The organism is Streptomyces sp. NPDC058145, assembly GCF_042884245.1.
GTDB lineage: Bacteria > Actinomycetota > Actinomycetes > Streptomycetales > Streptomycetaceae > Streptomyces.
Map to the genome: position 1 here is coordinate 112,561 of NZ_JBHVUH010000003.1, position 25,227 is coordinate 137,787.

General features: G+C 72.6%; 18 protein-coding genes. 5 read left to right on the plus strand and 13 right to left on the minus strand.

Annotation, left to right across the window (positions count from 1 at the left end):
* Window positions 1-22: 22 nt before the first annotated feature.
* Window positions 23-1,744: a fatty acyl-AMP ligase gene (locus ACFVVO_RS07315; RefSeq protein WP_390052534.1), complete on the minus strand. Its 1,722-nt coding sequence runs from the start codon at window positions 1,742-1,744 to the stop codon at window positions 23-25.
* A 456-nt stretch (window positions 1,745-2,200) separates the two neighbouring features.
* On the opposite strand from ACFVVO_RS07315, the gene ACFVVO_RS07320 reads away from it, so the two are divergent.
* Both ACFVVO_RS07320 and ACFVVO_RS07325 read left to right on the plus strand, forming a co-directional pair.
* Entirely contained in the window at window positions 2,201-3,295 is a 1,095-nt protein-coding gene (locus ACFVVO_RS07320) for a chemotaxis protein (RefSeq protein ID WP_390052536.1), read from the plus strand.
* A 71-nt stretch (window positions 3,296-3,366) separates the two neighbouring features.
* The gene (locus ACFVVO_RS07325; RefSeq protein WP_390052538.1) at window positions 3,367-4,392 is read left to right on the plus strand and encodes a Gfo/Idh/MocA family protein; all 1,026 of its coding nucleotides are present in this window, start codon (window positions 3,367-3,369) and stop codon (window positions 4,390-4,392) included.
* Between the two features lie 8 nt (window positions 4,393-4,400).
* On the opposite strand, the gene ACFVVO_RS07330 is transcribed toward ACFVVO_RS07325, so the two are convergent.
* Complete coding sequence (locus ACFVVO_RS07330; RefSeq protein ID WP_390052540.1) at window positions 4,401-4,814, minus strand: SsgA family sporulation/cell division regulator; 414 nt, start codon at window positions 4,812-4,814, stop codon at window positions 4,401-4,403.
* A 353-nt stretch (window positions 4,815-5,167) separates the two neighbouring features.
* Here ACFVVO_RS07330 and ACFVVO_RS07335 point away from each other — a divergent pair, with 353 nt between their 5' ends.
* Window positions 5,168-6,598, plus strand: a complete 1,431-nt coding sequence (locus tag ACFVVO_RS07335; RefSeq protein WP_390052542.1) for a PP2C family protein-serine/threonine phosphatase — start codon at window positions 5,168-5,170, stop codon at window positions 6,596-6,598.
* A 21-nt stretch (window positions 6,599-6,619) separates the two neighbouring features.
* Here the strand turns inward: ACFVVO_RS07335 and ACFVVO_RS07340 are convergent, their stop codons facing one another.
* Window positions 6,620-8,113 carry a hypothetical protein gene (locus tag ACFVVO_RS07340; RefSeq protein WP_390052543.1) on the minus strand — a complete coding sequence of 498 codons (1,494 nt, stop codon included), beginning with the start codon at window positions 8,111-8,113 and terminating at the stop codon, window positions 6,620-6,622.
* 266 nt (window positions 8,114-8,379) lie between these two features.
* On the opposite strand from ACFVVO_RS07340, the gene ACFVVO_RS07345 reads away from it, so the two are divergent.
* Together ACFVVO_RS07345 and ACFVVO_RS07350 are read left to right on the plus strand one after the other, a co-directional pair.
* Complete coding sequence (locus ACFVVO_RS07345) at window positions 8,380-9,525, plus strand: aminoglycoside phosphotransferase family protein (RefSeq protein ID WP_390052545.1); 1,146 nt, start codon at window positions 8,380-8,382, stop codon at window positions 9,523-9,525.
* A gap of 300 nt (window positions 9,526-9,825) precedes the next feature.
* Window positions 9,826-11,796 (plus strand): N-acetylmuramoyl-L-alanine amidase, encoded by a 1,971-nt coding sequence (locus ACFVVO_RS07350; protein ID WP_390052547.1) that lies wholly within the window; start codon window positions 9,826-9,828, stop codon window positions 11,794-11,796.
* Window positions 11,797-11,805: 9 nt separating this feature from the next.
* Here the strand turns inward: ACFVVO_RS07350 and ACFVVO_RS07355 are convergent, their stop codons facing one another.
* The 10 genes from ACFVVO_RS07355 to kdpA form a co-directional block, all read right to left on the minus strand.
* Window positions 11,806-12,303, minus strand: a complete 498-nt coding sequence (locus ACFVVO_RS07355) for a hypothetical protein (protein ID WP_390052549.1) — start codon at window positions 12,301-12,303, stop codon at window positions 11,806-11,808.
* Between the two features lie 122 nt (window positions 12,304-12,425).
* Window positions 12,426-13,328 carry a universal stress protein gene (locus ACFVVO_RS07360; RefSeq protein ID WP_390052551.1) on the minus strand — a complete coding sequence of 301 codons (903 nt, stop codon included), beginning with the start codon at window positions 13,326-13,328 and terminating at the stop codon, window positions 12,426-12,428.
* Between the two features lie 142 nt (window positions 13,329-13,470).
* The gene (locus ACFVVO_RS07365; protein ID WP_390052553.1) at window positions 13,471-13,713 is read right to left on the minus strand and encodes a DUF397 domain-containing protein; all 243 of its coding nucleotides are present in this window, start codon (window positions 13,711-13,713) and stop codon (window positions 13,471-13,473) included.
* Window positions 13,714-13,805: 92 nt separating this feature from the next.
* Window positions 13,806-14,660, minus strand: a complete 855-nt coding sequence (locus ACFVVO_RS07370; protein WP_390052555.1) for an alpha/beta fold hydrolase — start codon at window positions 14,658-14,660, stop codon at window positions 13,806-13,808.
* A gap of 175 nt (window positions 14,661-14,835) precedes the next feature.
* Window positions 14,836-16,338, minus strand: a complete 1,503-nt coding sequence (locus tag ACFVVO_RS07375; protein ID WP_390052556.1) for an acyl-CoA synthetase — start codon at window positions 16,336-16,338, stop codon at window positions 14,836-14,838.
* A gap of 58 nt (window positions 16,339-16,396) precedes the next feature.
* A complete protein-coding gene (locus ACFVVO_RS07380) occupies window positions 16,397-17,956 on the minus strand; it encodes a phytoene desaturase family protein (protein WP_390052558.1) in 1,560 nt (519 codons plus the stop codon).
* A gap of 59 nt (window positions 17,957-18,015) precedes the next feature.
* The gene (locus tag ACFVVO_RS07385; protein WP_390052559.1) at window positions 18,016-20,238 is read right to left on the minus strand and encodes a tetratricopeptide repeat protein; all 2,223 of its coding nucleotides are present in this window, start codon (window positions 20,236-20,238) and stop codon (window positions 18,016-18,018) included.
* Window positions 20,239-20,722: 484 nt separating this feature from the next.
* On the minus strand, window positions 20,723-21,430 hold the full coding sequence (locus ACFVVO_RS07390) for a potassium-transporting ATPase subunit C (RefSeq protein WP_390052561.1): 708 nt from the start codon (window positions 21,428-21,430) through the stop codon (window positions 20,723-20,725).
* 5 nt (window positions 21,431-21,435) lie between these two features.
* A complete protein-coding gene (kdpB, locus tag ACFVVO_RS07395) occupies window positions 21,436-23,565 on the minus strand; it encodes a potassium-transporting ATPase subunit KdpB (RefSeq protein WP_390052562.1) in 2,130 nt (709 codons plus the stop codon).
* Window positions 23,565-25,226 carry a potassium-transporting ATPase subunit KdpA gene (gene kdpA, locus ACFVVO_RS07400; RefSeq protein ID WP_390052564.1) on the minus strand — a complete coding sequence of 554 codons (1,662 nt, stop codon included), beginning with the start codon at window positions 25,224-25,226 and terminating at the stop codon, window positions 23,565-23,567. Before kdpA ends, kdpB begins: the two co-directional genes overlap by 1 nt.
* Window position 25,227: the final 1 nt, after the last annotated feature.

Genomic DNA, 25,227 nt, shown 5'->3' on the forward strand with positions numbered 1-25,227 from the left:
GGGGCGCCGGCGGCGGGCGGTGTCACACGGCGGGCTCGGTCACCACGGCGAGCGTGCCCTCGAGGTACGCGCCCCGGGTGGCGCGGCGCTGGATCTTCCCGCTGGACGTCTTGGGGATGGTGCCGGGCCGGACCAGCACGATGTCGCGCAACGTCAGGCCGTGGGCCTCGCCGACGGCGGCCCGGATCACATCGGTGATCTTCTCGGACTCACCGGCGCTGTCCGGGGCGATCTCGGCGACGATCACGGGCCGTTCGCCGTCCGCCCCGGCGTCCACGGAGAACGCGGCGGTGCAGCCGGGGCGCAGCGCCGGATGGGTCACTTCGGCGGTCAGCTCCAGGTCCTGGGGGTAGTGGTTACGGCCGTCGATGACGATGAGGTCCTTAAGCCGGCCGGTGACGAACAGCTCGCCGTCCCGCAGGAGGCCGAGATCGCCGGTGCGCAGGAACCGGCCGTCGTGCCCCTCGAGTTCGGCCCGGAAGGTCTGGCGGGTGGCGAGCGCGTTGCGCCAGTAGCCCTTGGCGACACTGGCTCCGCCGACCCAGATCTCGCCGACCTCGCCCTCGGGCAGCTCCTGCCGGCTCTCCGGGTGGACGACCGCCACGGTGACTCCGGGGCCGGGCCGGCCGCAGCCGACGGCGGCCGCGTCGGCCTCGCCCGCGTTCGGGGTCCCGTCGGCCGCGGCGAGCAGGGTCGGCGGGGTGCCCGCGGTGCCGCCGGTGACCATGAGGGTGGCCTCGGCCAGGCCGTAGCAGGGGTACAGGGCCTCGCGGCGGAAGCCGGCCGCGCCGAAGGTGTCGGCGAACCGGCGCAGGGTGGCCGCGCGCACCGGTTCGGCGCCGTTGAAGGCCACCTTCCACGAGCTGAGGTCCAGGCTGTCGAGCAGTTCCGGGTCCGCGTGCTTCAGGGAGAGTTCGTAGGCGAAGTTGGGGCCGCCGCTGGTGTGCGGGCGGTAGCGGCTGACGGCGGTGAGCCAGCGGGCCGGCTGCTGCAGGAAGTGCAGCGGCGAGAACAGGGTGGCGGTGGCGCCGAGGTAGACCGTGTTCAGGACCGGGCCGATGAGGCCCATGTCGTGGTAGACCGGCAGCCAGCTGACGAACGCCTCGTGGTCGTGGGCGGCCATCGCCTCGGGCGTGTGCCCCATGCGCTCGGTGATGACCGCCTCGTTGTCCAGCAGGTTGCCGTGGGTGACGGCGACCCCGCGGGGCGCGGAGGTCGAGCCGGACGTGTACTGGAGGAACGCGACCGTGTCCGGGGTGAGTTCGGGTTCGCGCCAGCCGGCCGCCGCGTCGTCGGGGATGTCCTCGGTGGCGACGCGGGCGATCCGGTCGAGCTCGGGCAGGTGCTCCGCCATGCCGTCGAGCGCGGCGAGCACACCGCGGTCGCCCAGCACCACCTTGGCGTCCGCGTCCGCCATCAGGCGCTTCATCCGGGTCAGCGCCCGGTGGTTCTGCGCGCGGCCCTGCGGGGGCACGCCCGGTACGGCGATCACACCGGCGGCGAGGCAGCCCAGGTACGCGCAGATGAACTCGAGGCCGGGCGGGTACAGCAGCATGGCCCGCGAGCCGGCCAGCCCGCGGTCCTGGAGCCAGGCGGCGACGGCACGGGAGCGTACGGCCAGGCGGTGGTAGGTGAGTTCCTGGATCTCTCCGTCGCAGTCACCGGTGACGAGGTGACGGTACGCGGTGCGCTCGGGGTGGTTCGAGGCGTGCGTGGTCAGTAATTCGACCAGGGATCGTGCCATGGGACGAGTCTCACCTGTCTGAATAGGTGGCGAGGAGACAGGAGTTCGGTGCGGCGTCACGCGCACACCCGAAAGCCCGCGGCAACCCGGCCTCGTTGCCGGGTCGTCGAGCTCGACCCTCCGCACAGGACGCCGTGGTCCGACGGCTCCTCGCGGTCCCCCCGCAGCATTTGCTACCGACAAGTAGCACCATAGCAAGTCTGTTTGGTCGAAATGCCGACTGCGCGTAAACGCTTCGTATCCAAGCACATCGGCCGGAACCGCGTTGATGACGACGGCGTGAACAGACGCTACCGGAGGGCCGTCCCGCCCCGGCGGCGAAGCGGGGTTCCCGGCCTCCCCCCGGCGTCAAGCCGGGGCTTCTCACGGGGCGCGCCCGGTCCGCCACACAGCGCAACCCCATGTCGCCCTTTCGGCCCAAGTGCCGGATATGTGAAACCGCCCTATCGTTCTGTCATGGAGCACGCACTGAGTCCCGCAACCCTCGCCGAACTGCGGCGCCCGCGTCCCTACCCGGCGGTGTCCGTCCTGACGCCGACACACCGCCGCGAACCCGAGAACGGGCAGGATCCCGTCCGGCTGCGCAACGTGGTCGCCGAGGCCAAGAAGCGGCTGGAATCCGACCCCTCGGTCACCCGGGAGCGGCGCGCCGAGGTCGTGACCCAGCTCGACCGCGCGCTGGCGGAGGTGGATCTGGCGCACGCCGAGGACGGCCTGGTGATCTTCGCCGCCCCGGGAGAACACCAGGTCTGGTCCCTGTCCCGCACCGTCCCCGAGCGCGTGGTGCTCTCGGACACCTTCCTCACCCGCAACCTCGTCTCCGCGCAGGTCGCCGAGCGCCCCTTCTGGGTCATGTCCGTCTCCGCCGACCGCGTCACCCTGTGGAGCGGCGGCGAGGACCGGGTGGTCGAGGACCGCACCGGCGGCTTCCCGCTGATCCGCAGACAGGAGAACTTCGACGCCGAGCGCGAGATGCGCCGCGGCGACCTGCCGAGCACCTTCACCGACGAGGGCACGCGCCAGTTCCTGCGCGAGGCGGACACCGCGATGAGCATGGTCCTGCGCGACCAGCCCCGCCGGCTGTACATCACCGGCGAGGACGCGGCGCTGTCACTGCTGGAGGAGGCCGGCCAGATCGCCGGGAGCGCCGTCCACGTACGGCACGGCGGTCTCGCGCACGCCGGGGCCGAAGCGGTCTGGCAGGCGCTGCAACCCGTGCTGCGGGAGGAGGACTGGAAGGGCACCGACCTGATCGTCGGGGAACTGGTCTCCGCGCGGGGCCGGCGGAACTTCGCGGCCGGGGTGGACGAGCTGTGGCAGAACGCCCGGGAGGGCCGGGTGCGGCTCCTCGCCGTGGAGGAGAACTACCGCACGACCGTCCGCGACGACGGCGACCACCTCGTCCCGGCCGAGCCCGGTGACATGGACGCCCGGGACGACATCGTCGACGAGATCGTCGAGCAGTGCCTGCAGACCGGCGCCGACGTGCGGTTCGTACCCGACGGCGCGCTGGGCGACGCGGGCGGGATCGCGGGGGTGCTGCGGTACTGACGCACCCCACGGACAGCGCTTGCCCGGCGGCGTACGCTACGGCGTGATCGTCGGCGAGAGGGAGCACGCGCGTGGGTGACCTGCTGGGTGTGGCCGTACTGGGTGCCGGACACATGGGAGCCGACCACATACGGCGCCTGGATCGGGTCGTCAGTGGCGCCAGGGTGGCCGCCGTCGCCGACCCCGAGCCGGAGCGGGCGAAGGAGGCGGTCGCCGGCATCGACGGCGTCACCGTGCACTCGGACCCGGTGGCCGCGCTGGACGCGCCCGGCGTCGCGGCCGTGCTGATCGCCTCCCCCGGACCCGCGCACGAGGAGGCGCTGCTGGCGGCCTTCCGGCGGGGCCTGCCGGTGCTGTGCGAGAAGCCCATGGTGCCGGACCCGGCGGGTGCGCTGCGGGTGGTCGAGGCCGAGGCCCGGCTCGGCCGCCGGCTGGCGCAGATCGGCTTCATGCGCCGCTACGACGCCGAGTACCGCCGGCTGAAGTCGCTCCTCGACGGGGGCGCCCTGGGCCGTCCGCTGATGCTGCACTGCACGCACCGCAACGTCTCCTCGCCCGGTCACTTCACGAGCGCCATGCTGATCAACAGCTCCGTGTCGCACGAGATCGACGCGGCCCGCTGGCTGCTCGGGCAGGAGCTGACGGCGGTGACAGTGCTGCGTCCGGCCCCCTCGGCGGGCGCGCCCGAGGGCCTGGCCGATCCGCAGTTCGTGCTCTTCGAGACCGAGCGCGGCGCGCTGGTCGACGTGGAGGTCTTCGTCAACTGCGGCTTCGGCTACCAGGTGCGCTGCGAGGCCGTGTGCGAGGCGGGCAGCGCCCGGATCGGCGACGGGCACTCCATGGTCGTGACCACCCGGGGCGGCGCGGGCGAGGAGGTGGCGCAGGACTACCTGGTCCGGTTCGCCGACGCCTACGACCGTGAGGTGCAGGCGTGGGTGGACGCCACCCGGCGCGGCGAGGTCACCGGCCCGGGCGTCTGGGACGGTTACGCGGCCTCCGTCGTCGCCGAGGCCGGGGTCCGGGCGCTGGAGACCGGCGGCCGGGTGACCGTCCACCTCGCGCCGCGCCCGGCCCTGTACGCCGGCGCCGGCCGCTGAGCCGGCGCTCAGACCCCGTCGAACAGGCTGCTAAGCCCCCGCTCCACGACCGCCGCCAGATCCTCCTGTCCGGCCGGCACCAGGGCGTGGCTGTTCAGCAGGAAGCGGCGCAGCGCCGAGGTCGGGAACTGCAGCAGGGCGAGGCCGCACGGCGCGTGGAACTCCAGGACCGTCCGCGTGCGGCCGTACGGCCATATCCGCACGTCGCCGTGGCCCGCCGGGGCCCGCAGTCCCTGGTCCAGCAGCGAGCGGGCGAAGGTCCAGGTGACCTCGTCGCCCACCAGGGTGGCCTCGGGCGGGAAGTCCACGAAGACGGCCAGTGGATCGTCCGCCGTGTAGCGCAGGGTCGCCGACACCGGGAGCTCCCGGTCCTCGGCGGTGATGAGACGGGCAAGGGCGGCCTGTTCGACAATGAGGTCCATGCAATTAAGGAGTCCGCGACGGCCTTTCACAGGACGTCAATTCCGGACAGAATTGATGCGCGTCGAACAGCGGGCGCCGCGATGGAACACCAGAACATCGAACACACGACTGAGCGCGACTCGGAAAGCCTTCGCCATGGCACAAGTCCCGTAGTGCGCCTACGACTTGCTCTCCCGTGCGCGTACGCCGTACGTACCCTCGGAACACTCCGGGAAGACTCTGGCATATGCCGGAAGCACCACCGTATCGTGTGTTGCCAAATCCCTTACAGGGCGTCGCGGGCTGTGCAACAGTCATAACGGTCCCTCCGTCCTTCCTGGCCGTACCGTCCCCTCCCCATTCGGAGTGCGTCATGCCGTCCCCAGTCTCCGCGGACCGCTCAGCCGCCCAGCCGCCAGGGCGCGGCTCGGTCGAGGCGTTGATAACGCAGACGCGGCGGCTCAAAGGCGACATGGTCGCCGTGCGGAGGGACACGCGGAATGACGGATCGGACCCCGAGGAGCGCTGGCAGCGAGCTCTGTACGACCTCGCACTGCATCAACTGGACGACCTCGACGCACACTTGGCCCAACTGCGGGACGGGCCGGTGCCCACCGAGGCGGAACCGGCCGAGGTCCCGGCCGTCCGGCCCGTACCGGCCGGCACCACCCGCGGCTCACTGCTCAGCCGGGTCGGCAGCGCCGAGTGGAACTTCCTGACGGACGAGGCGAGCTGGTCCGGGGAGCTGTACGAGATCCTGGGCCGCGACCCGGCCGCCCCCGCGCTCACCCTGGACGAGCTGCCGTCCCTGGTCCTGGACGAGGACCGGCCGAAGCTGACCGCGTTGGTGACCGACTGCCTGGTGGACGCGCGGCCCATCGACGGCGAGTTCCGCGTCGTACGGCCGGACGGCTCGGTACGGACCGTGCACATGATGGGCGAGCCCGTGCTCGGCCACGACGGCGGCACCACCTCGATGTGGGCCGTGCTGCGGGACGTCAGCGCGCTGCGCCGGCACCGGCGGACGGTGCGGGAGAGCCACGACTCGCTGCAGCACCACCGCAGGCGGGCGCAGACCGAGCACCGGATCGCGGTCGAGCTGCAGGAGGCCGTGCTGCCGCCATGGCGCGGCTCGCTGCGGCTCCCGCACCAGGGGCCGCGCACCCTCGACCTGGCCGCCCACTATCTGCCCGCCACGGCCGGCACGCTGATCGGCGGCGACTGGTACGACGCGCTGGAGCTGGCCGACGGCGCCACCCTGCTCAGCGTCGGCGACCTCACCGGGCACGGGGTCGCGGTCACCTCCGGCATGGCGATGCTGCTCGGCGCGGTGCGCGGCATGGCCATGGCCGGCACCCGCCCCGGGGAACTGCTCGCCATGCTCAACCAGTTACTGGACGCCACCGTGCAGCCCGCCCTCGGCAGCGCCGTCTGCTGCCATTACCGGCCCGAGGACCGCACGCTGGTGTGGGCGCAGGCCGGACACCCCGCCCCGGTGCTGTACCGCGACGGGACGGGGCATCCGCTGAACGCGCCGGACGGCGTCCTGCTCGGCGCCACCACGGGCGCCACCTACGGGCAGGCCGAAGTCACCCTGGAGCCCGGCGACCTCGTACTGCTGCACACCGACGGACTCGTACCGGGCCACAGCTCCACGAGCGCCATGGACCGTCTGCTCGACCTCGCTCCCCGCTTCGGCGCGGCACGCACCGCCCAGGACTGTGTGCGTACGGTCATGGAGGAGTTCGGCGGAGCCGAGCGCGAGGACGACGGCTGCGTCCTCGTGGCCAGGGTGACCGGCTGACCGGACGCGGCGCACCGCCCCTTATGCCGGCGCGCTGCCGTCGCTCCTGCCCCTCGGCTTCGGCAGGGCGAGCCTGATCTCCTCGCGCAGTTCGTGGATGCCCGGGTAGCCGGCGTACTCGGCGGTGAGCCGGTACATCTCGCGCAGCCTGTCCCAGGTGCGCCGGGAGGAGTTCGAGCCCATCGACATCAGGGCCAGCCGTGCGTAGCGGTCGGCCTGTTCGGGGTCGTCGGCGATGAAGCAGGCCGAGGCCATGGAGAGATGGTCGAAGATCTTCGACCGCTCCCTGCCGTCCACCCGCAGGGCCAGGGCCTTCTCCGCGTAGTGCTGGGCGTGCACGGCCGCGTCCGGGTCGAACTCGGCGAGCGTGCGGTAGGCGAGGGCCTGCATGCCGTACAGATCCTCGTCCTTGAAGGTCTGCATCCAGCCCGGCGGTTCCACGTCCTGCCGGTCGGAGACGAACAGGTCCTCCGCCTGGCCGAGCGTTCGGCGCATCGCCTGGCCCTTGCCCATCGACGCCTGCGCCCAGGCCTCGATGGTGTGGAACATCGCCTTCGTACGCGGCTGGAGCCGCTCCCCCGCCCCGGACTGGGCGAGTTTCATCAGGTCCAGCGCGTCGTCGGGCCGGCCGAGGTGCACCATCTGGCGGGCCGCCCGGGACAGCGCCTCCCCGGCGCGGGGCCGGTCACCGCCCTCGCGGGCGGCGTGTGCGGCGATGACGAAGTACTTCTGGGCCGTGGGCTCGAGGCCGACGTCGTGCGACATCCAGCCCGCGAGGACGGCGAGGTTGGCGGCGACGCCCCACAGGCGCCGCTGCAGATGGGGTGGGTGGTTGTAGGCGAGCATGCCGCCCACCTCGTTGAGCTGGCCCACGACCGCCTTGCGCTGGAGCCCGCCGCCACGGGCCGCGTCCCAGGCCCGGAACACCTCTACGGAGCGCTCCAGTTCCTCGATCTCCTGCGACCCGATGGGGGCGGCCTCATAGCGGTCGAACCCGGCGGGGTCGGCGTGCAGGGGGTCGTCGACGACAGGGGAGTCGGCCTTCAGGGCAGGGTCGGTGTGCAGCCAGTCGTGCATGGCACTGCTGAGTGTGGATCCCGCGGCGAGCGCGGCACCCGCGCCCACCAAGCCGCGTCGGTTGAGCATGAGGTCCATTCCCGTGAATTCGGTGAGGACCGCGGCGGTACGTTCGGGCGCCCACGGCACACCGTCGGGATGTTCATCGATCCCGTCGCCCTGCCGTCTTCCCGCACGCCCGTGCCGTACCAGACCGAGGTCCTCAGTGGTCACGACACGGCCGAGACGCTCGGTGAACAGGGCCGCCAGCACCCGCGGTACGGGATCGCGCGGGATCTCTCCCGTGTCGATCCAACGCCGCACCCGGGAGGTGTCGGTCGACAGCTGGGGGTGGCCCATGGCCGCCGCCTGCTTGTTGACCAGCCTCGCGAGTTCGCCCTTCGACCAGCCGGCCAGGCCGAACAGGTCCGCAAGGCGGGTGTTGGGTTGTCCGCTCACGTCAAGCCCCCAGGTTCTCGGCTGACTTGACAGTAGCCCCGTGGAGGTTGCCGGGCGACTATTCGCCAGGGTTCGCCAGGGTGCGCCAGATGGTGTGCCACTGGGCATCGGGTGTCGAGTAGGAACGCGCCACCCCGCCCCGGTCGTCACCATCCAGAGCGGGCCCACTCCCCAGGGTGTGCCCGGGCGGCCGGGCCGGGCGGGCGCACGCACAGCGTGGATGTACAGGCAGGCACCGCAGGCACACGAAGGGATCTGTATCTCCCATGTACGCAGCATCATCCTCCGTGTCCGCTCCGCCCCGGCCGCTGCGTCCCCGCCCGGTGGGCGGCGGACCCTACCTCGACCCGGCGGCCCGGCCGGCGGCCCCCGTGCTGGGCGCGGGCCGGCCGCGGCGCGTTCCCGGGCAGCCCGGCTCCCAGCCGCTCAGCGGCAGACTCGATCTCTCCGGTCCGCAGGGCGCGCAACTGCGCACCGCGCTCGCCTCGGTGCACCGAATCTGCCCGGAGTTCGCCCCGGTGCAGGTGCTGCGCCGCAGCGGACGCTCGGTCCTCCTGGTCGGGACGACGGGACGCAGCACGGCCGTGGCCAAGTGTCTGCTGGACCAGTCACCGGCCTGGGCGGAGCGGTTCCGCCACGAAATAGCCGCATACCGCTCGTTCGTCCGGCACCGCCCGCCCGTGCGGGTGCCGAGGCTGATCGCGGCGGACCCGGACAACTGCACCCTGGTGATCGAGCGCATGCCGGGCCGGGTGGCCGCGCTCCAGCGGCATCCGGTGGAGGCCCCGCCCCGGCCGGACATCCGGGCCGCGCTCGGCGCGATCTGCCGGCTGAACGCCTGGCGGCCCCCGGCGGGCACCTTCGACGCCCCGCTGGACTACGCGGCGCGCATCGCCCGGTACCACGAGCTGGGTCTGCTGACCGACCGGGATCTGGGCGATCTGCAGAAGCTGCTGCACGGCATCGCGCACGCGGCGGGCCGCCAGGGGATGGGTCAGTTCTGCCACGGCGACGCCTTACTCTCGAACATCCTTCTGTCACCGGCCGGTCCAGTGCTGGTGGACTGGGAGCACGCGGGCTGGTACCTGCCGGGATACGACCTGGCGACGCTGTGGCTGGTGCTCGGGGACGCGCCGGTGGCACGGCGTCAGATCAGCCAGATCGCCCAGTCGGCGGGACCGGCCTCCCGGGACGCGTTCCTGGTAAACCTGATGCTCCTGCTGACCCGTGAGATCCGCACCTACGAGACGGCCGTACAGCGGTCGATGCACGAGGCGCCCCCGGCGGCACCCGGCACGGCCCTCCCGGGCGCCGCGCCGACAGGCGAGGAACAGCGGCTGCTGCTCAGGCGGCTGCACGACGACTGCCAGCTGGCCCGCAGGGCTGTACGCGCGGCGGTCGGCACTCGCTGACGGGACGAAGGTCCGCGGTGCGCCCCAAACGGCGGCGCACCGCGGACCTTCGTGCGTCTGGGCCTCGCGCGGAACCTTCCCCCGGGGTAGGGTCCCCGCCTCGCCGGACACTCCCACTGGTGTACGCCACTGACGCCCCGCAGGCCCGTGCACCACCGCTGCGAAACTCGCCGGACCCCTGCGTGACATGGGAAATCACCCCGCCGAAGGCATCATTGACGGATCGTCGGCAAGCCGGTACCACTGACCAAGCTCGGCCCCGTACGCCCCGCCACGATCCGCCTGTCACAGGAGTCCGCATTGCGAGGATCCGCCACCGACCCCACGTCCACACCCGGCCGGAGACATCTGCGGCACACCGCCGTCACCCTGGCCTCCGCGGCTCTGCTGCTGCCGTTGCTCGGCGCGGGCCCGGCCCAGAGCGCCCCTGATTCCTCCAGCGGCGAGCTGCGGAGCGCGTTCGCCACCGCGTCCGCCGAGTACCAGGTACCGCAGAGCGTCCTGCTGGCCGTCTCCTACCTCCAGTCCCGCTGGGACACGCACGCCGGGGCGCCCAGCGTGACCGGCGGCTACGGCCCCATGCACCTCACCGACGCGCGCACCGCGCTCGCCACGGCCGAGCACTTCGCCGAGGGCACCGAGGACGCCCGCGGCGACAGTGCCCGCCCGGCCCTTCACCCCGACGTCCAGGTGCCCGCGAGTTCCGCGCTGCCGGCCCGTCTCAGGACGCTGCCCCGGGCCGCCGAGCTGACCGGCCTGCCGGCGGCCGAGCTGCGCACCGACCCGGCGGCGAACATCGCCGGCGGTGCCGCGCTGCTCGCCGCCGCGCAGAAGGAGCTGGGCGAGCCGCTCAGCGCCGGTCCGGCCGGCTGGTACGGCGCGGTGGCCCGCTTCTCCGGCGCCGACGATACGGCGACCGCGGCGGCGTACGCGAACGACGTCTACGACGTGCTGCACACGGGCGAGGAACGTGTCACGGACGAGGGCCTGCGGGTGGCGCTCGCCGCCCAGCCCCAACTGAAACCGGAAACCGAGCAGTTGAAGCGGGCCGGGTTGCGCACGGCCCCGGCGGACGGCGTCGAGTGCCCGAAGTCGGTGTCCTGCGAGTCGGTCCCGGCGCCGTACGAGGAGTTCGGCGACAACGACTACGGCAACCACGACCTGGGCGACCGTCCGCAGTCGCAGCGCGTCAAGTACATCGTCGTCCATGACACCGAGGGCTCCTGGGACGGGGTCATGAAGCTGATCCAGGACCCCACCTATGTGTCCTGGAACTACACCATCCGTTCCACCGACGGTCTGATCGCCCAGCACGTGAAGGCGAAGGACGTGGCCTGGCACGCGGGCAACTGGGACATCAACGCCCGCTCCGTCGGCATCGAGCACGAGGGCTTCCTGACCTCGCCGGACGCCTGGTACACGGAGGCGATGTACCGGTCCTCGGCGCGGCTGGTGAAGTACCTGTCCCGCAGCTACGGCATCCCGCTGGACCGGCAGCACATCCTGGGCCACGACAACGTGCCCGGCCCGACGGCGGCCACGGTCCCCGGCATGCACACCGACCCCGGGCCGTACTGGGACTGGCGGCACTACTTCCAGTTGCTCGGCCACCCGTTCAAGCGCACCGGCGGCAAGCACTCCTCGCTGGTGACGATTTTGCCGGACTACGCCTCCAACCAGCCGGTGTACACGGGCTGCACCACCAAGGGCGAGCCCTGCGCGGCGCACGGCTCCGGCGAGGTGCGGCTGTACTCCGACCACGACGAGAGCGCCCCGCTGATCCAGGACATCGGCCTCGGCACTGCACCGACCGACGGGGTCAACGACCTGTCGTCCCGGGTCTCGACCGGTCAGCGGTTCGCCGTCGCCGACCGCTGGGGCGACTGGACGGCGATCTGGTACCTCGGGCAGAAGGCCTGGTTCCACAACCCGCGCAAGCAGCCCACGGCGGTGCGCGCCGCGGGTCTCGTCGTCACCCCGAAGGACGGCGCGGCGAGCATCCCGGTGTACGGCAGGGCGTACCCGGAGAAGGAGGCCTACCCGGCGGGGGTGCCCGCCCAGTCGGTGGTGCCGCTGAAGTACACGATCCCGGCCGGGCAGAAGTACGCGGTCGGTGACCTGGTGCCCGGCGAGTACTACTACGCGGTCACCTTCACCCCCGACTCGCACCGGGTCGTGATCGGCAAGGACCTGTACTACGAGATCCAGTACGGGCACCGGGTGGCGTTCGTGCGCGCGGCGGACGTCACCGTGGCGGGAGCGGCCCGCTAGGACCTGCCGTCAGCCCTGCTGGAACAGCTCCGCCGGGAGCGGCTTCAGCAGGGCGTACAGGTCGTCGGTGATGGGGCGGTCCCAGGCGGCGATGGTCACCAGGACGCCGTCGCTGCGGTCGAACTGGACGCAGGAGATCCGGCCCTCGGAGAGCTTCAGGCGCCGCACGATCAGCAGGTTGTCGCCCTGGAGGACCGGGGTGTCCTCGGTGCCGACGACGGTGATCTCCTCGTCGTTCTCCAGCGCCATCAGCAGCTGGGCCACCTCGAAGGGGATCTCGCCCTCGGCCACCTCGCGGGCCGGGGAGCCCTCGGGAAGATTGCCGATGATCATGGCGGGACCGCGGCCGCCGAAGAGGTCGTAGCGCAGGAAGACGCCCTGGCAGGATCCGTCGGGGGCGGGCAGCAGGCCCGCGCCGAGGTTGCCCGGCCAGTCGCCCGGGTCCATGGCCAGCACGTCGAATTCGGGTCCGGCGGGAGTGGCGCTGCGGCGGCGGAGGAACGACATGCCGCAATGGTACGTGCACGCCCGTGTCCGCCGCCGTGCGGGCGCCCGCACGGCGGCACCCGGATTACCCCGGCCGGCCTGGATCTTTCGTCCGGGCCGGGCGGCACCGGGGAGCGGGGGCGTCACTCCTTCGGTGGTGCCGGCGGGACGACCGCGATCGGGCACGCGGCGTGCAGCAGGACGGCCTGGGTGACGGAGCCCATCATGCGCGCGGGTGCGAGCAGGCGCCGCCGGTGACGGCCGACGACGACCAGGGCGGCGTCCCCGGACGCGGTGACGAGATGGCCGGCCGCGTCGCCGGGCCGGACCTGGACCTCGGTGTCGACGCCGGGGTGCCGCTCGCGATGCGGGGCGAGGAAGCCCTCGACGAGGGAGCGGGTCTCGTGCTCGACGGCGTCCTGGCCGACCGGGGGCGGCACCATCTGGCCGGGCGCGGACCAGGTCTGCGCCGGCCACGGGTAGGCGGCGATCACCTGGACACGGGCCCGGCGCAGGGCGGCCTCGGTGAAGGCGAACTCCAGGGTGGCCTCGTCGGGGCTGTCGGCGTGCACGCCGAGGACCACCCGGGTACCGGGTCCGGCGGGGCCGCCCTCGGGGATCTCTCGGCCGGGCCGGGGCACGATGACCACCGGGCAGTCGGCGTCGCGTGCGGCGGCCAGTGAGTTGGAGCCGAGCAGCAGGCCGGCGAAGCCGCCCCGGCCCCGGGAGCCCAGCACCAACAGCTGGGCGTCGACGCCGAGTTCGGGCAGCACCGCGCCGGGCACGCCTTCCACGGCGACGTACTCGGCGGCCGGGGCGTCCGCGCTGTCCCGCAGCAGGGCGCGCACCTCGTCGAGCACCGGGTCGCCCTCCGCCTCGGGCGGCCCGGCGACCAGGACGTCGGCCTGTCCCCAGGCGGCGTACTGCCGGACGTGCACCACCCGCAGCGGTGCGGCGCGGCGCCGGGCGGCGTCCACGGCCCACTCCAGGGCCCGCCGGCTGTCGTCGGAGCCGTCGACCGCGGCGATGACCGGCGCAGTGCTCATTCCTTGCCCACCTCCGGAACACGACCTTCCCCTTGCTGGGGCCAAGCCTGGCGCAGGCTGCGGCCCCGGCAGGGCGCTGTGGGTCGCGTGTCCGGAATTCCGCGGGGAACACCCCCGGATCGGCGTGCGATGGGCGATGGGCTCAGGTGAGGTCGAACTGGCCCTCGCGCGCCTCGGAGACGAAGGCGCCCCATTCCGCGGGCGTGAAGATCAGGGACGGGTTCTCCGGGCGGCCGCTGTTGCGCATCGCGATGAATCCCTCGACGAAGGCGATCTGCACATCGCCCAGTCCTCGGCTGCTGGACTGCCACTCGGCCCCGCTGAGGTCCAGCTCCGGCTTGTCCCAGCCCACGAGCGACTGCTGCTGGGTGATGGTCTCGGCCACGTCCGTGCTCCTCCCGGTTCGTCGTCCGCGAGCCAGCCTAGCGACCGGTTCCCACGGCGGACAGGCCACGTGAGGAGGACTTTCGGGTCGCCTCACCGGGACGGGGCACCGTCTTCCCCGAGGAAGCGGAGGACGCGGCGGACGAAGTGCTCCGGGTCGTCCAGCCAGGGGTAGTGACCGGCGCCGGGCTGGACGCTCACCTCGGCGTTGGGGAGGGCCTCGGCGACACGGCGGGCCAGGGCGGGGCGGGGCCCGCCGTCGTACTCCCCCGCGTGGATCAGGACCGGGGCGGTGAGGGCGGCGAGCGCGGCCCGGGTGGCGTCCGGGGTGAAGGCGCCGTCGGCGGAGTAGCGCTCGGCCGCCTCGTCGTTGGTCTGTGTCTCCTCGGGCTCCGCGTGCGCCCGGGCCGCGTCGTCCCAGCGGCCGTAGAAGAACGGCAGGAACACCTCGTCGAAGTCGGCGTCACCCGCGAGCCATGCCTCGTAGGCGGGGAAGGCACGGCCGAACCACGGCTCGTCCGCCCGCAGCCGGGCGGCGGCGAGCCGGTCGTCGGGCGTGGCCCGCATGCCGAGGGCCGAGGGGTTGGGGGTGATCAGCGCCAGCCGCCGGATCCGGTGGGGGTGGCGGGCCGCGTACAGCAGCGCGAGACCGCCGGCCGCCGAGTGGGCGAGCAGATCCATCCGTTCCAGGCCCAGGTGGGCCCGCCACCGCTCCACGTCGTCGACCATGCGGTCGCAGCGGTAGGTCGCCGGGTCGGCCGGCGCCTCGGAGTCGCCGGTGCCCCGCAGGTCGAGCAGGGCCAGCCGGCGGTACGCGGTGAGGCCGCCCAGGTCGCCGAGGTAGCCGGAGGCGCGCATGGGTCCGCCGGGCAGGACGGCGAGAGGCGTGCCCTCGCCCCTGAGGTGGTAGGCGAGCGTGGTCCCGTCGGCGGCGGTGAAGGTCAACATGCCGTGATCATTCAGGCCCGCACCGCCCGGCCGCAACGCCTTTGCCCGGACGGAGGCCCTCATCCCTCTGCGCGGTCCCGCCCGGAGCATTTCGGGCTCCCCTCCTGCCTGCCGGCCGGATGGCCCGCATCACCGGCCTCGAACGGACCGACCGAATGATCCGTCGTCCGTGGGACTAGGAGCCGCCTCCGAACCGGTCGCGCAGCTCGCGCTTGAGGATCTTGCCGCTGGCGTTGCGGGGCAGCTCGTCCACGAACAGCACCCGTTTGGGCGCCTTGAAGGGAGTGAGCTTCTCCCGTACGTGCGTGAGGAGTTGCTCCTCCGTCACCGCACCGCGGGGGACGACGACCGCGGTGACGGCCTCGATCCACCGTTCGTCGGGAAGGCCGATGACGGCGGCCTCGGCGACCGCCTCGTGGGTGTAGAGCGCGTCCTCCACCTGGCGGGAGGCGACCAGCACGCCACCGGAGTTGATGACGTCCTTCACCCGGTCGACGATCGTGTAGTAGCCCTCCGCGTCGCGCACCGCGAGGTCGCCGGAGTGGAACCAGCCGTCCCTGAAGGCCTCGGTGGTCTCCTCGGGCCTGTCCCAGTAGCCCTCGCACAACTGCGGTGAACGGTAGACGATTTCACCGGGCTTGCCGTCCGGCACGTCCTCGCCCCGTTCGTCCACCACGCGCGCGTCCACGAACAGCACCGGCCGGCCGCAGGAGTCCGGCCGGCCGTCGTGCTCGTCGGGGGCCAGCACGGTGGCGAGCGGGCCGATCTCGCTCTGCCCGAAGCAGTTGTAGACGGCGAGCTTCGGCAGGCGTTCGCGCAGGCGCTGGAGCACCGGAACGGGCATGATCGAGGCGCCGTAGTAGGCCTTGCGCAGTCCGTCGAGGTCGCGGGTGGCGAAGTCGGGCCGGTTGGCCAGGCCGATCCACACGGTGGGTGGCGCGAACAGGCTGTCCACCCGGCCCTGTTCGATCAGGTCGAAGAGCCGGTCCCCGTCCGGTGCGTCCAGCAGCACGCTGGTCGCGCCGACCGCGAGGTACGGCAGCAGGAACACGTGCATCTGCGCCGAGTGGTAGAGCGGCAGCGCGTGGGCGGGCCGGTCGCCGGCGCTCAGGTCGAGGGCGGTGATCGCGCTGAGGTACTCGTGCACCAGCGCGCGGTGCGTCATCATCGCGCCCTTGGGCGAGGCGGTGGTGCCGGAGGTGTACAGCAGCTGCACCAGGTCCTCGGTGCGCGGCTCGGGCCCGTCGTACGGCGGGGCGTCCGCCAGCCGGGCGAGCAGGGAGCCGTCGGCGTCCCGCAGGGGCAGCACCCGTACGCCTTCCGGTAGCCGGCCGGCGAGGTCCGGGTCGGCGAGCACCAGGGCGCTGCCCGACTGGCGGACGATGTACGCCAGGTCGTCGCCGGTCAGGTTCTGGTTGACCGGCACATGGACCAGGCCGGCGCGGGCGCAGGCCAGGAAGGCGATCAGATAGGCGTCGGAGTTGTGCCCGTAGGCGGCGACCCGGTCCCCCGGGGCGAGGCCTTCCGCGCGGAGCAGCCCCGCCGCGCGCGTGACGGCGTCGTCCAGTGCCTCGTACGTCCAGCCGCGTTCGCCGTAGTCCAGTGCGATGCGTGCCGGGGTGCGCCGGGCGCTGCGCCGCAGCACCCCGTCGACCGTGCTGCCGTGTCCCTGCGTCATGACAGCCGATCCTCGGCCCGCCGGGCGGGCGGGTCAAGAACCCGTGGCCGCTCGCGCGCTACGACTCCAGCACCGCCATCGCCGCGTTGTGCCCCGGCACCCCGCTCACCCCTCCCCCGCGCACCGCGCCCGCGCCGCACAGCAGCACGCCCGGGTGCCCGGTCTCCACGCCCCAGCGCCCGGTGCTCTCCTGGGCGTACGGCCAGGACAGGGCGCGGTGGAAGATGTTGCCGCCGGGCAGGCGCAGGTCCCGTTCGAGGTCGAGTGGGGTCTTCGCCTCGATGCAGGGGCGGCCGTCGGCGTCGGTGGCGAGGCAGTCGGCGAGGGGTTCGGCGAGATGGGCGTCGAGCTGCGCCAGGGTGGACTTCAGCAGTTCCTCGCGGACGGCGTCGTTGTCCCGGGCGAACAGCCGGGCGGGGGTGTGCAGTCCGAACAGGGTGAGGGTCTGGTAGCCGCGCCCGGCGAGGTCGGGGCCGAGGATGGTGGAGTCGGTCAGGGAGTGGCAGTAGATCTCCGAGGGTGGCGCGGCGGGGAGTTCCCCGGCGGCCGCCTGGGCGTGGGCGGTGGCCAGTTGCCGGTAGCCCTCGGCGATGTGGAAGGTGCCGGCGAAGGCCTCACGGGGGTCGACCGAGTCGTCGCGGAGCCTGGGCAGCCGGGTGAGCAGCATGTTGACCTTGAGCTGGGCACCCTCGGCCGGCTCCGGCGCCGGGTCTCCCGTGAGGGCGGCCAGCTCCTGCGGCGAGGCGTTGACCAGGACGTGCCGGGCGGCGGCGACACCCTCGCCGTCGGCCGTGCGGTAGGTGACCTCGGCGGTCTTCCCGTCGGTGGCGACGCGGACCGCCTCGTGCCCGGTCGCGATCACCGCGCCGGCCGTGCGCGCCGCGGCGGCCAGCGCGTCGGTGAGGGCGCCCATGCCGCCGACGGGTACGTCCCAGGCTCCGGTGCCGCCGCCGATGACGTGGTAGAGGAAGCAGCGGTTCTGGGCGAGGGAGGGGTCGTGGGCGTCGGCGAAGGTCCCGATGAGCGCGTCGGTGAGGACCACGCCCCGCACCAGGTCGTCAGTGAAGTTCTCCTCGACGGTGACCCCGATCGGCTCCTCGAACAGCGCCCGCCAGGCGGTCTCGTCGTCGATGCGCCGGCGCAGCTCGTCCCGGCCGGGCAGCGGTTCGGTGAGCGTGGGGAACACCCGTTCGGCCACCCGGCTCGTCATGTCGTAGAAGCGCTGCCAGGCCGCGTACTCGTGCTCGCCGCCGGTCAGCCGGGCGAACGCCTCTCGGGTGCGCCTTTCCCCTCCGCCGACGAGCAGCCCGGTGGCCCGCCCGCCGCGTTCGGTGGGCGTGTACGAGGAGATGGTGCGCCCGCGGACCTGGAACCGGAGCCCGAGGTCGCGCACGATCTTCCGCGGCAGCAGGCTGACCAGGTACGAGTAGCGCGACAGCCGGGCGTCCACCCCGGCGAACGGACGCGTCGAGACGGCGGCCCCACCGGTGTGGCCGAGCCGCTCCAACACCAGCACGGACCGCCCGGCCCGCGCCAGATAGGCGGCGGCGACCAGTCCGTTGTGACCACCACCGACGATGACGGCGTCGTAGGTCCGGGTTCCCTCGTTGGCAGGCATGGTCCTTCGTAACACGTGATGATCAAGACGGGCCAGAGGCGTGCGCGGGTGGCGCGGACTCAGCGGCCGCCGGACCCCCGTTGGCGGCTCAGCGTCGCGATCCTGCGGTACAGCTCGGCGGCCTCGGCGTCGTGGCCCAGTTGTTCCAGGCAGTGGGCCTCGTCGTTGCGGCTGGCGAGGGTGTCGGGGTGGGCGGGGCCGAGGACGCGTTCGCGCGCGGCGGCGACCCGGCGGTACTCGGTGAGCGCGGCCGTCCAGCGGCCCAGCCAGCCCAGGGCGACCGCGACCTCTCGGCGGCTGACGAGAGTGTCCGGGTGGTCGGCGCCGAGGGCCCGGTCGCGGTGGGCGCACACGTCGCGGGCCTCGGCCAGGGCCTCCTCCCAGCGGCCGAGACGGCCGAGGTTGACGCCGAGGCCGTGTCGGGCGCGCAGCGTCTCGGGGTGGGCGGGCCCCTGGACGCGGGCGCGGTCCGCGATCAGGTCGCGGTAGAGGAGGAGGGCGTCCGCGCTGCGGCCGAGGCGGCCCAGGCTGATGCCGGTCTCGTAGCGGGCGGCGAGGGTATCCGGGTGGTCGGGGCCGAGGGTCCGGGCGCGCGCCCCGGCGACCTCGCGGTAGGTGCCGAGCGCCTCCTCCCAGCGGCCCGACTGGCCGAGCGCGTAGGCGACTTCGCAGCGGCTGACCAGGGTGTCGGGGTGGTCGGGGCCGAGCACCCGGGCGCGGGCGGCGGCCACGTCGAGGGCCGTCCGGTACGAGTCCTCCAGGCGGCCGAGCCTGCCGAGGCTGACGGCGAGGTTGTGGCGGCAGCGCAGGGTGTCCGGATGGTCGGGGCCCATGACGCGCGTCCGGGCGGCCAGCACCGAGGTGTAACGCTGGTGCGCCTCGAAGTGGCGGCCCAACTGACCGAGCACGTACGCCGTTTCCTGACGGGCGGCGAGGGTGCCGGGGTGGTCGGGGCCGAGGACGCGCTCCCTGGCCTCGGCGACGTCCGTGTAGGCGCGCAGCGCGTCGGCGGCCCGGCCGGTGCGGCTGAGGGCGAAGGCGGCCTCGTAGCGGCTGGTGAGGGTGTCGGGGTGGCCGGGTCCGAGCAGTGCCGCCCGTTCGGCGGCGACGGCCAGGTGGATCTCGCGCGCCTCGGCCCAGCGACCGCTCCGCGCCAGGGACAGGCCCTCGTGGTGTCGGGCGGCGAGCGCCGCGACGTTGTCCGGTGACGGCCGGGGCGGCACCGCCACCTCCGCACCGGCGATGTACCGGCGGGCGGTCCAGGCGACGGTGAGCGCGGCGCCGGGGTCCGGCGGGACGGGGCTCAGCGCAGCCCCGACCGCTTTGTGCCCGGTGGTGACGTCCCGGGTCCACGACGGCGGGCGCCTCGCGCGCACGGCCGCCCCGCCGGTCCGCGGCCGCTCGGCCACGACCGTGGGCGAGTGCCCCGCCGCCGTACGCCCCGAGGCCAGCCGGTGTCCCAACTCGACAGCGTCGTAGGGCCGTTCCTCGGGTCGCTTGGCCAGCAGGTCGAGGATGATCCGCTCGAGGTGGGCGGGGAGTTCGGGACGGTGACCGCGGGGCGGGAGGGGCGGGGTGTCACGGTGGCCGATGAGGATCCCCCAGGCGTCCTCCAGGTCGAACGGCGGTGCCCCGGTGGCGATCTCGTACAGCACGCAGCCCAGCGAGTACAGGTCGCTGCGCTGGTCGACCCCCGAGCCGCCGATCTGCTCCGGGGACATGTAGTGCGGGGTGCCCATCGCGACGCCGGTGCCGGTCAGCCGGGTGGTGAAGCCGATGTCCTGGCCGAGGCGGGCGATGCCGAAGTCGCAGATCTTCACCGTGCCGTCGGTCAGCCGCACGATGTTCGCGGGCTTCAGGTCGCGGTGCACGATGCCCTGCCGGTGGGTGTGGGCGAGGGCGGCGGCGACCTGTTCCGCGACGGCGAGCACGTCGTCCACGGGCAGTGGATGCCCCTTGTTGTCCTCGAGCAGCCGGCTCAGGTCGCGCCCGTCGAGCAGCTCCATGACGAGGTAGAGCACGCCGTCGTGCTCGCCGAAGTCGTGGACGACGGTGACGCCCCGGTGGGACAGCGCGGCGGCCACTCTCGCCTCCCGGCGGAACCGTTCCCGCAGGACGCGGATGAAGGACGCGTCGTGCTGCGGGCCGGGCGGCCTGAGGCACTTCACCGCGACCTGCCGGCCGAGCGACTCGTCGCGGGCCCGCCACACGTCGCCCATGCCGCCCCGCCCGATCGGTTCGAGCAGCCGGTAGCGGCCCTGAATCAGCCTGTTCTCCCCCATCGCGCGCCGTCGCCCCCGTCGCTGTACGCCCGCCCCCTGGGAGACGTCGTCACGACGGCGGGGCCGCGAGGAACCCGGCCCGATCAGTGACACACCCCCCTGCTCGTCCAGTATGGCGGCTTATCGTCCGACTTTGTACGGTGCCGGCCGGCCACCCGGACCGGGCCCCGCCACGCCCCGTGCGAGGTGTTTGGACCGCGGCCGCCGACGCGGACCTGCGGGAACGCGATGCGTCAGGACGCCGCCGGCCCTGCGCCGGCCGGTGACGACGGCGGTGCGGGGCCGGTCCGCCGTACACCTCGTCGGCGTACGGGAGCAGGACGGCGTACATCGGATGCGCCACCCGCCGCCATCGCGCCTCGCGCGCCGGACGAGCAGGGGATGCGTCGGCGGGCGGAGAGGGCGGTCACCCACCGGGCGTGCCCGGTTTCCCAACCGCCGACGCCTGCCCCCTCGGCCCCCGTACGGGACGCGCCGGGGGGCGTCACCTCTTCGCCGTGAGTTCCCTCAGCGCGATGTTGAGTTTCAGGACGTTGACGCGGGGCTCGCCGATGAAGCCGAGGGTGCGGCCCTCGGTGTGGTCCTCGACCAGCTTCTCGACCCGTGCGACGGGCAGGCCGTTCCTCGCGGCGACCCGGTGCGCCTGGAGTTCGGCGTACTGCGGGGAGATGGCCGGGTCCAGGCCGGAGCCGGAGGAGGTGACGGCATCGGCGGGGACGTCGGACGGCCTGACGGTGTAGCCGGGCACCGAGTTGTCCCTGACCACGGCCGCCCTGGCGGCGAGCACCCGCGCGCAGAGCGTGCCGTCCGCGGGCTCGGCCGGGCACTTGCCGTGCACCGCACCGCTGTCCGCGGCCAGGTTGGTCGCGCCGGACAGGATCAGCCTGTACTGGGTGTTGACGCTGTTGGCGCCGAGTCCGTCGGCCGGGCGGCCCTGGAACCACTTCAGGTCGGGCCCGGCGGTTGGCCGGCCGTTCTTCGGCGGCAGGTCGTACGACTGCCCGATCAGGGAGGAGCCGACGACCCGGCCGTCCGCCTCGACCTCGGAGCCGTTCGCCCTGCCGTGGAACAGCCCCTGGGCGATGCCGGTGACGGCCAGCGGGTAGAGGACGCCGGTGACCAGGGTCAGCACGAGCAGCGCGCGCAGACCCGCGCCCAGCAACCGGGCCGTGTTCACAGAGGAGTTGTTCATGCCGATCAGCCGATTCCGGGGATGAGGGAGATGAGCAGGTCGATGAGCTTGATGCCGATGAACGGCGCCACCAGGCCGCCGATGCCGTAGATCCCGAGATTGCGGCGCAGCATCCTGTCGGCGCCGACCGGCCTGTACCGCACGCCCTTCAGGGACAGCGGCACCAGCGCGACGATGATCAGCGCGTTGAAGACGACGGCGGACAGGATCGCGGAGTCGGGCGAGGACAGCCGCATGATGTCGAGCCTGTCCAGACCGGGATAGACGGCGGCGAACAGCGCCGGGATGATCGCGAAGTACTTCGCGACGTCGTTGGCTATGGAGAACGTCGTCAACGCACCCCGGGTGATGAGGAGTTGCTTGCCGATCTCGACGATCTCGATCAGCTTGGTCGGGTTGGAGTCGAGGTCGACCATGTTGCCGGCCTCCTTGGCGGCCGACGTGCCGGTGTTCATCGCGACACCGACGTCCGCCTGGGCCAGCGCGGGCGCGTCGTTGGTGCCGTCGCCGGTCATCGCGACCAGCTTGCCGCCGGCCTGCTCCCGCTTGATCAGGGCCATCTTGTCCTCGGGAGTGGCCTCGGCGAGGAAGTCGTCGACGCCGGCCTCCTCGGCTATCGCCTTCGCGGTCAGCGGGTTGTCACCCGTGATCATGACCGTCCTGATGCCCATGCGGCGCAGTTCCTCGAACCGCTCCCGCATACCGTGCTTCACGACGTCCTTGAGATGGATGACGCCCAGCACGCGGGCACCGTCGTCGTCGTGGACGGCGACCAGGAGCGGGGTGCCGCCGTCCGCCGCGATCCGGTCGGTCAACTTCTGCGTGTCGGCGGCGACTTCGCCGCCCTGCTCCGTCACCCAGGCGATGACGGAGGCCGTGGCGCCCTTGCGGACGCGGTGGCCGTCGACGTCCACGCCCGACATCCGGGTCCGGGCGGTGAAGGCGATCCACTCGGCGCGCGCCAGCTCACCCTGGTGCCGCTCGCGCAGCCCGTACCTCTCCTTCGCCAGGACGACGATCGAGCGGCCCTCGGGGGTCTCGTCGGCCAGCGAGGACAGCTGGGCGGCGTCGGCGACCTCGGCCTCCGTCGTGCCGCTCACCGGCACGAACTCCGCCGCCCGGCGGTTGCCCAGGGTGATGGTGCCCGTCTTGTCGAGCAGCAGGGTCGACACGTCACCGGCGGCCTCGACCGCGCGCCCCGACATCGCCAGCACATTGCGCTGGACCAGACGGTCCATGCCCGCGATGCCGATCGCGGAGAGCAGGGCCCCGATGGTGGTCGGGATGAGGCAGACCAGCAGGGCCACCAGCACCACCGTCGTCAGGTGCGTGCCCGCGTGGTCCGCGAACGGCGGCAGCGTGGCGCAGGCCAGCAGGAAGACGATGGTGAGCGAGGCCAGCAGGATGTTCAGGGCGATCTCGTTGGGCGTCTTCTGCCGGGCGGCGCCCTCGACGAGACTGATCATCCGGTCGATGAAGGTCTCGCCGGGCCTCGTCGTGATCCGGACGACGATCCGGTCCGACAGGACCTTCGTGCCGCCCGTCACCGCGCTGCGGTCGCCACCGGACTCGCGGATGACCGGCGCGGACTCACCGGTGATCGCGGACTCGTCGACGCTGGCGACGCCCTCCACGACGTCGCCGTCACCGGGGATGACGTCGCCGGCCTCGCAGACCACAAGGTCGCCGATGGTCAGGCCGGTGCCCGGGACCCGCTCCTCGGGGCCGTCCTTCCGGAGCCGACGCGCGACGGTGTCGGTCTTGGCCTTGCGCAGGGTGTCGGCCTGGGCCTTGCCACGGCCCTCGGCGACCGCCTCCGCGAGGTTGGCGAAGACCACGGTCAGCCAGAGCCAGGCGCTGATCGTCCAGCCGAACCAGTCGCCGGGGTCCTTGAAGGAGAAGACGGTGGTCAGCACCGAGCCGATCCACACCACGAACATCACGGGCGACTTGACCATCACCCGCGGATCGAGCTTGCGGAAGGCCTCGGGCAAGGACCTGACCAGTTGCCTGGGGTCGAAGAGGCCCGCGCCGACGCGGCTCCCGGCCGGATCGTGCCCGGTCGGCGCGTCCTGGTGGGGCGCGAGGGTGGGAGTGGACATGGAGTCCTCGTACTTCTCGGTGTCGGTGGTCATCACGCCAGCCCTTCCGCGAGCGGGCCCAGCGCGAGGGCCGGGAAGTACGTGAGACCGGTGATGATGAGGATCGCGCCGACCAGCAGGCCGGTGAACAGGGGCTTCTCGGTGCGCAGGGTGCCCGCGGTCACCGGCACCGGCCTCTGTCGCGCGAGCGAGCCGGCCAGGGCCAGGACGAACACCATGGGCAGGAACCGGCCGAGCAGCATCGCCAGACCCGTCATGGTGTTGAACCAGTCCGTGTTCGCGTTCAGGCCGGCGAAGGCCGAACCGTTGTTGTTCGCGGCCGACGTGAAGGCGTACAGCACCTCGGAGAACCCGTGCGGACCGGAGTTGAGCGTCGAGTGCGGCGGGGTGGGCAGCGCCATGGAGGCAGCGGTGAGGACCAGCACCAGCGCCGGGGTGACGAGGATGTAGGCCGCGGCGAGCTTCATCTCGCGGGCGCCGATCTTCTTGCCCAGGTACTCGGGGGTGCGGCCGACCATCAGACCGGCGATGAACACCGCGATGACCGCCATGATCAGGATGCCGTAGAGACCCGAGCCGGTGCCGCCGGGCGCGATCTCGCCCAGCATCATGCCGAGCATCGCGACGCCGCCGCCGAGCCCGGTGAAGGAGGAGTGGAAGGAGTCCACCGCACCGGTCGAGGTCAGGGTCGTGGCCACCGCGAAGATGGACGAACCGCCGACGCCGAAGCGGACCTCCTTGCCCTCCGTCGCACCGCCGGCCGCCTGCAACGCCGGGCCGTGGTGGGCGAACTCGGTCCACATCATCAGCGCGGTGAAGCCGAGCCAGATGGTGGTCATCGTCGCGAGGAGCGCGTAGCCCTGCCTGACGCTTCCGGCCAGCACGCCGAAGGTGCGGGTCAGCGAGAACGGGATGACCAGGATCAGGAAGATCTCGAAGAGGTTGGTGAACGGGGTCGGATTCTCGTAGGGGTGGGCGGAGTTGGCGTTGAAGTAGCCGCCGCCGTTCGTACCCAGTTCCTTGATGGCCTCCTGGGAGGCGACCGCGCCGCCGTTCCACTGCTGCGAACCGCCCACGAACCGGCCGACCTCGTGGATACCGGAGAAGTTCTGGATCGCGCCGCAGGCGACCAGGATCACCGCGGCGACGACGGCGACCGGCACCAGGATCCGCAGGGTGCCGCGCACCAGGTCGGACCAGAAGTTGCCAAGCTCACCGGTGCGGGACCGGGTGAACCCCCGGACGAGGGCCACGGCGACGGCCATGCCGACGGCCGCGGAGACGAAGTTCTGCACGGCGAGGCCGGCCGTCTGCACGACGTGGCCCATGGTCTGCTCACCGTAGTACGACTGCCAGTTGGTGTTCGTCACGAAGGACACGGCCGTGTTGAACGACTGCGCGGGGTCGACCGAGGAGAAGCCGAGCGAGCCGGGCAGGACGCCCTGCAGGCGCTGCAGCAGGTAGAGGAACAGGACGCCGACGGCCGAGAAGGCGAGGACCGCGCGCAGATACGCGGGCCAGGTCATCTCGGTGTCGGGGTCGGCACCGATGCCCTTGTAGACCCACTTCTCCACCCTGAGGTGCTTGCCGGAGGAGTAGACCCGGGCCATGTGGTTGCCGAACGGGACGTGGACGAGCGCCAGCGCGCCTGTCAGGGCGAGCAGTTGGAGCACGCCGGCGAGTACGGGACCCATG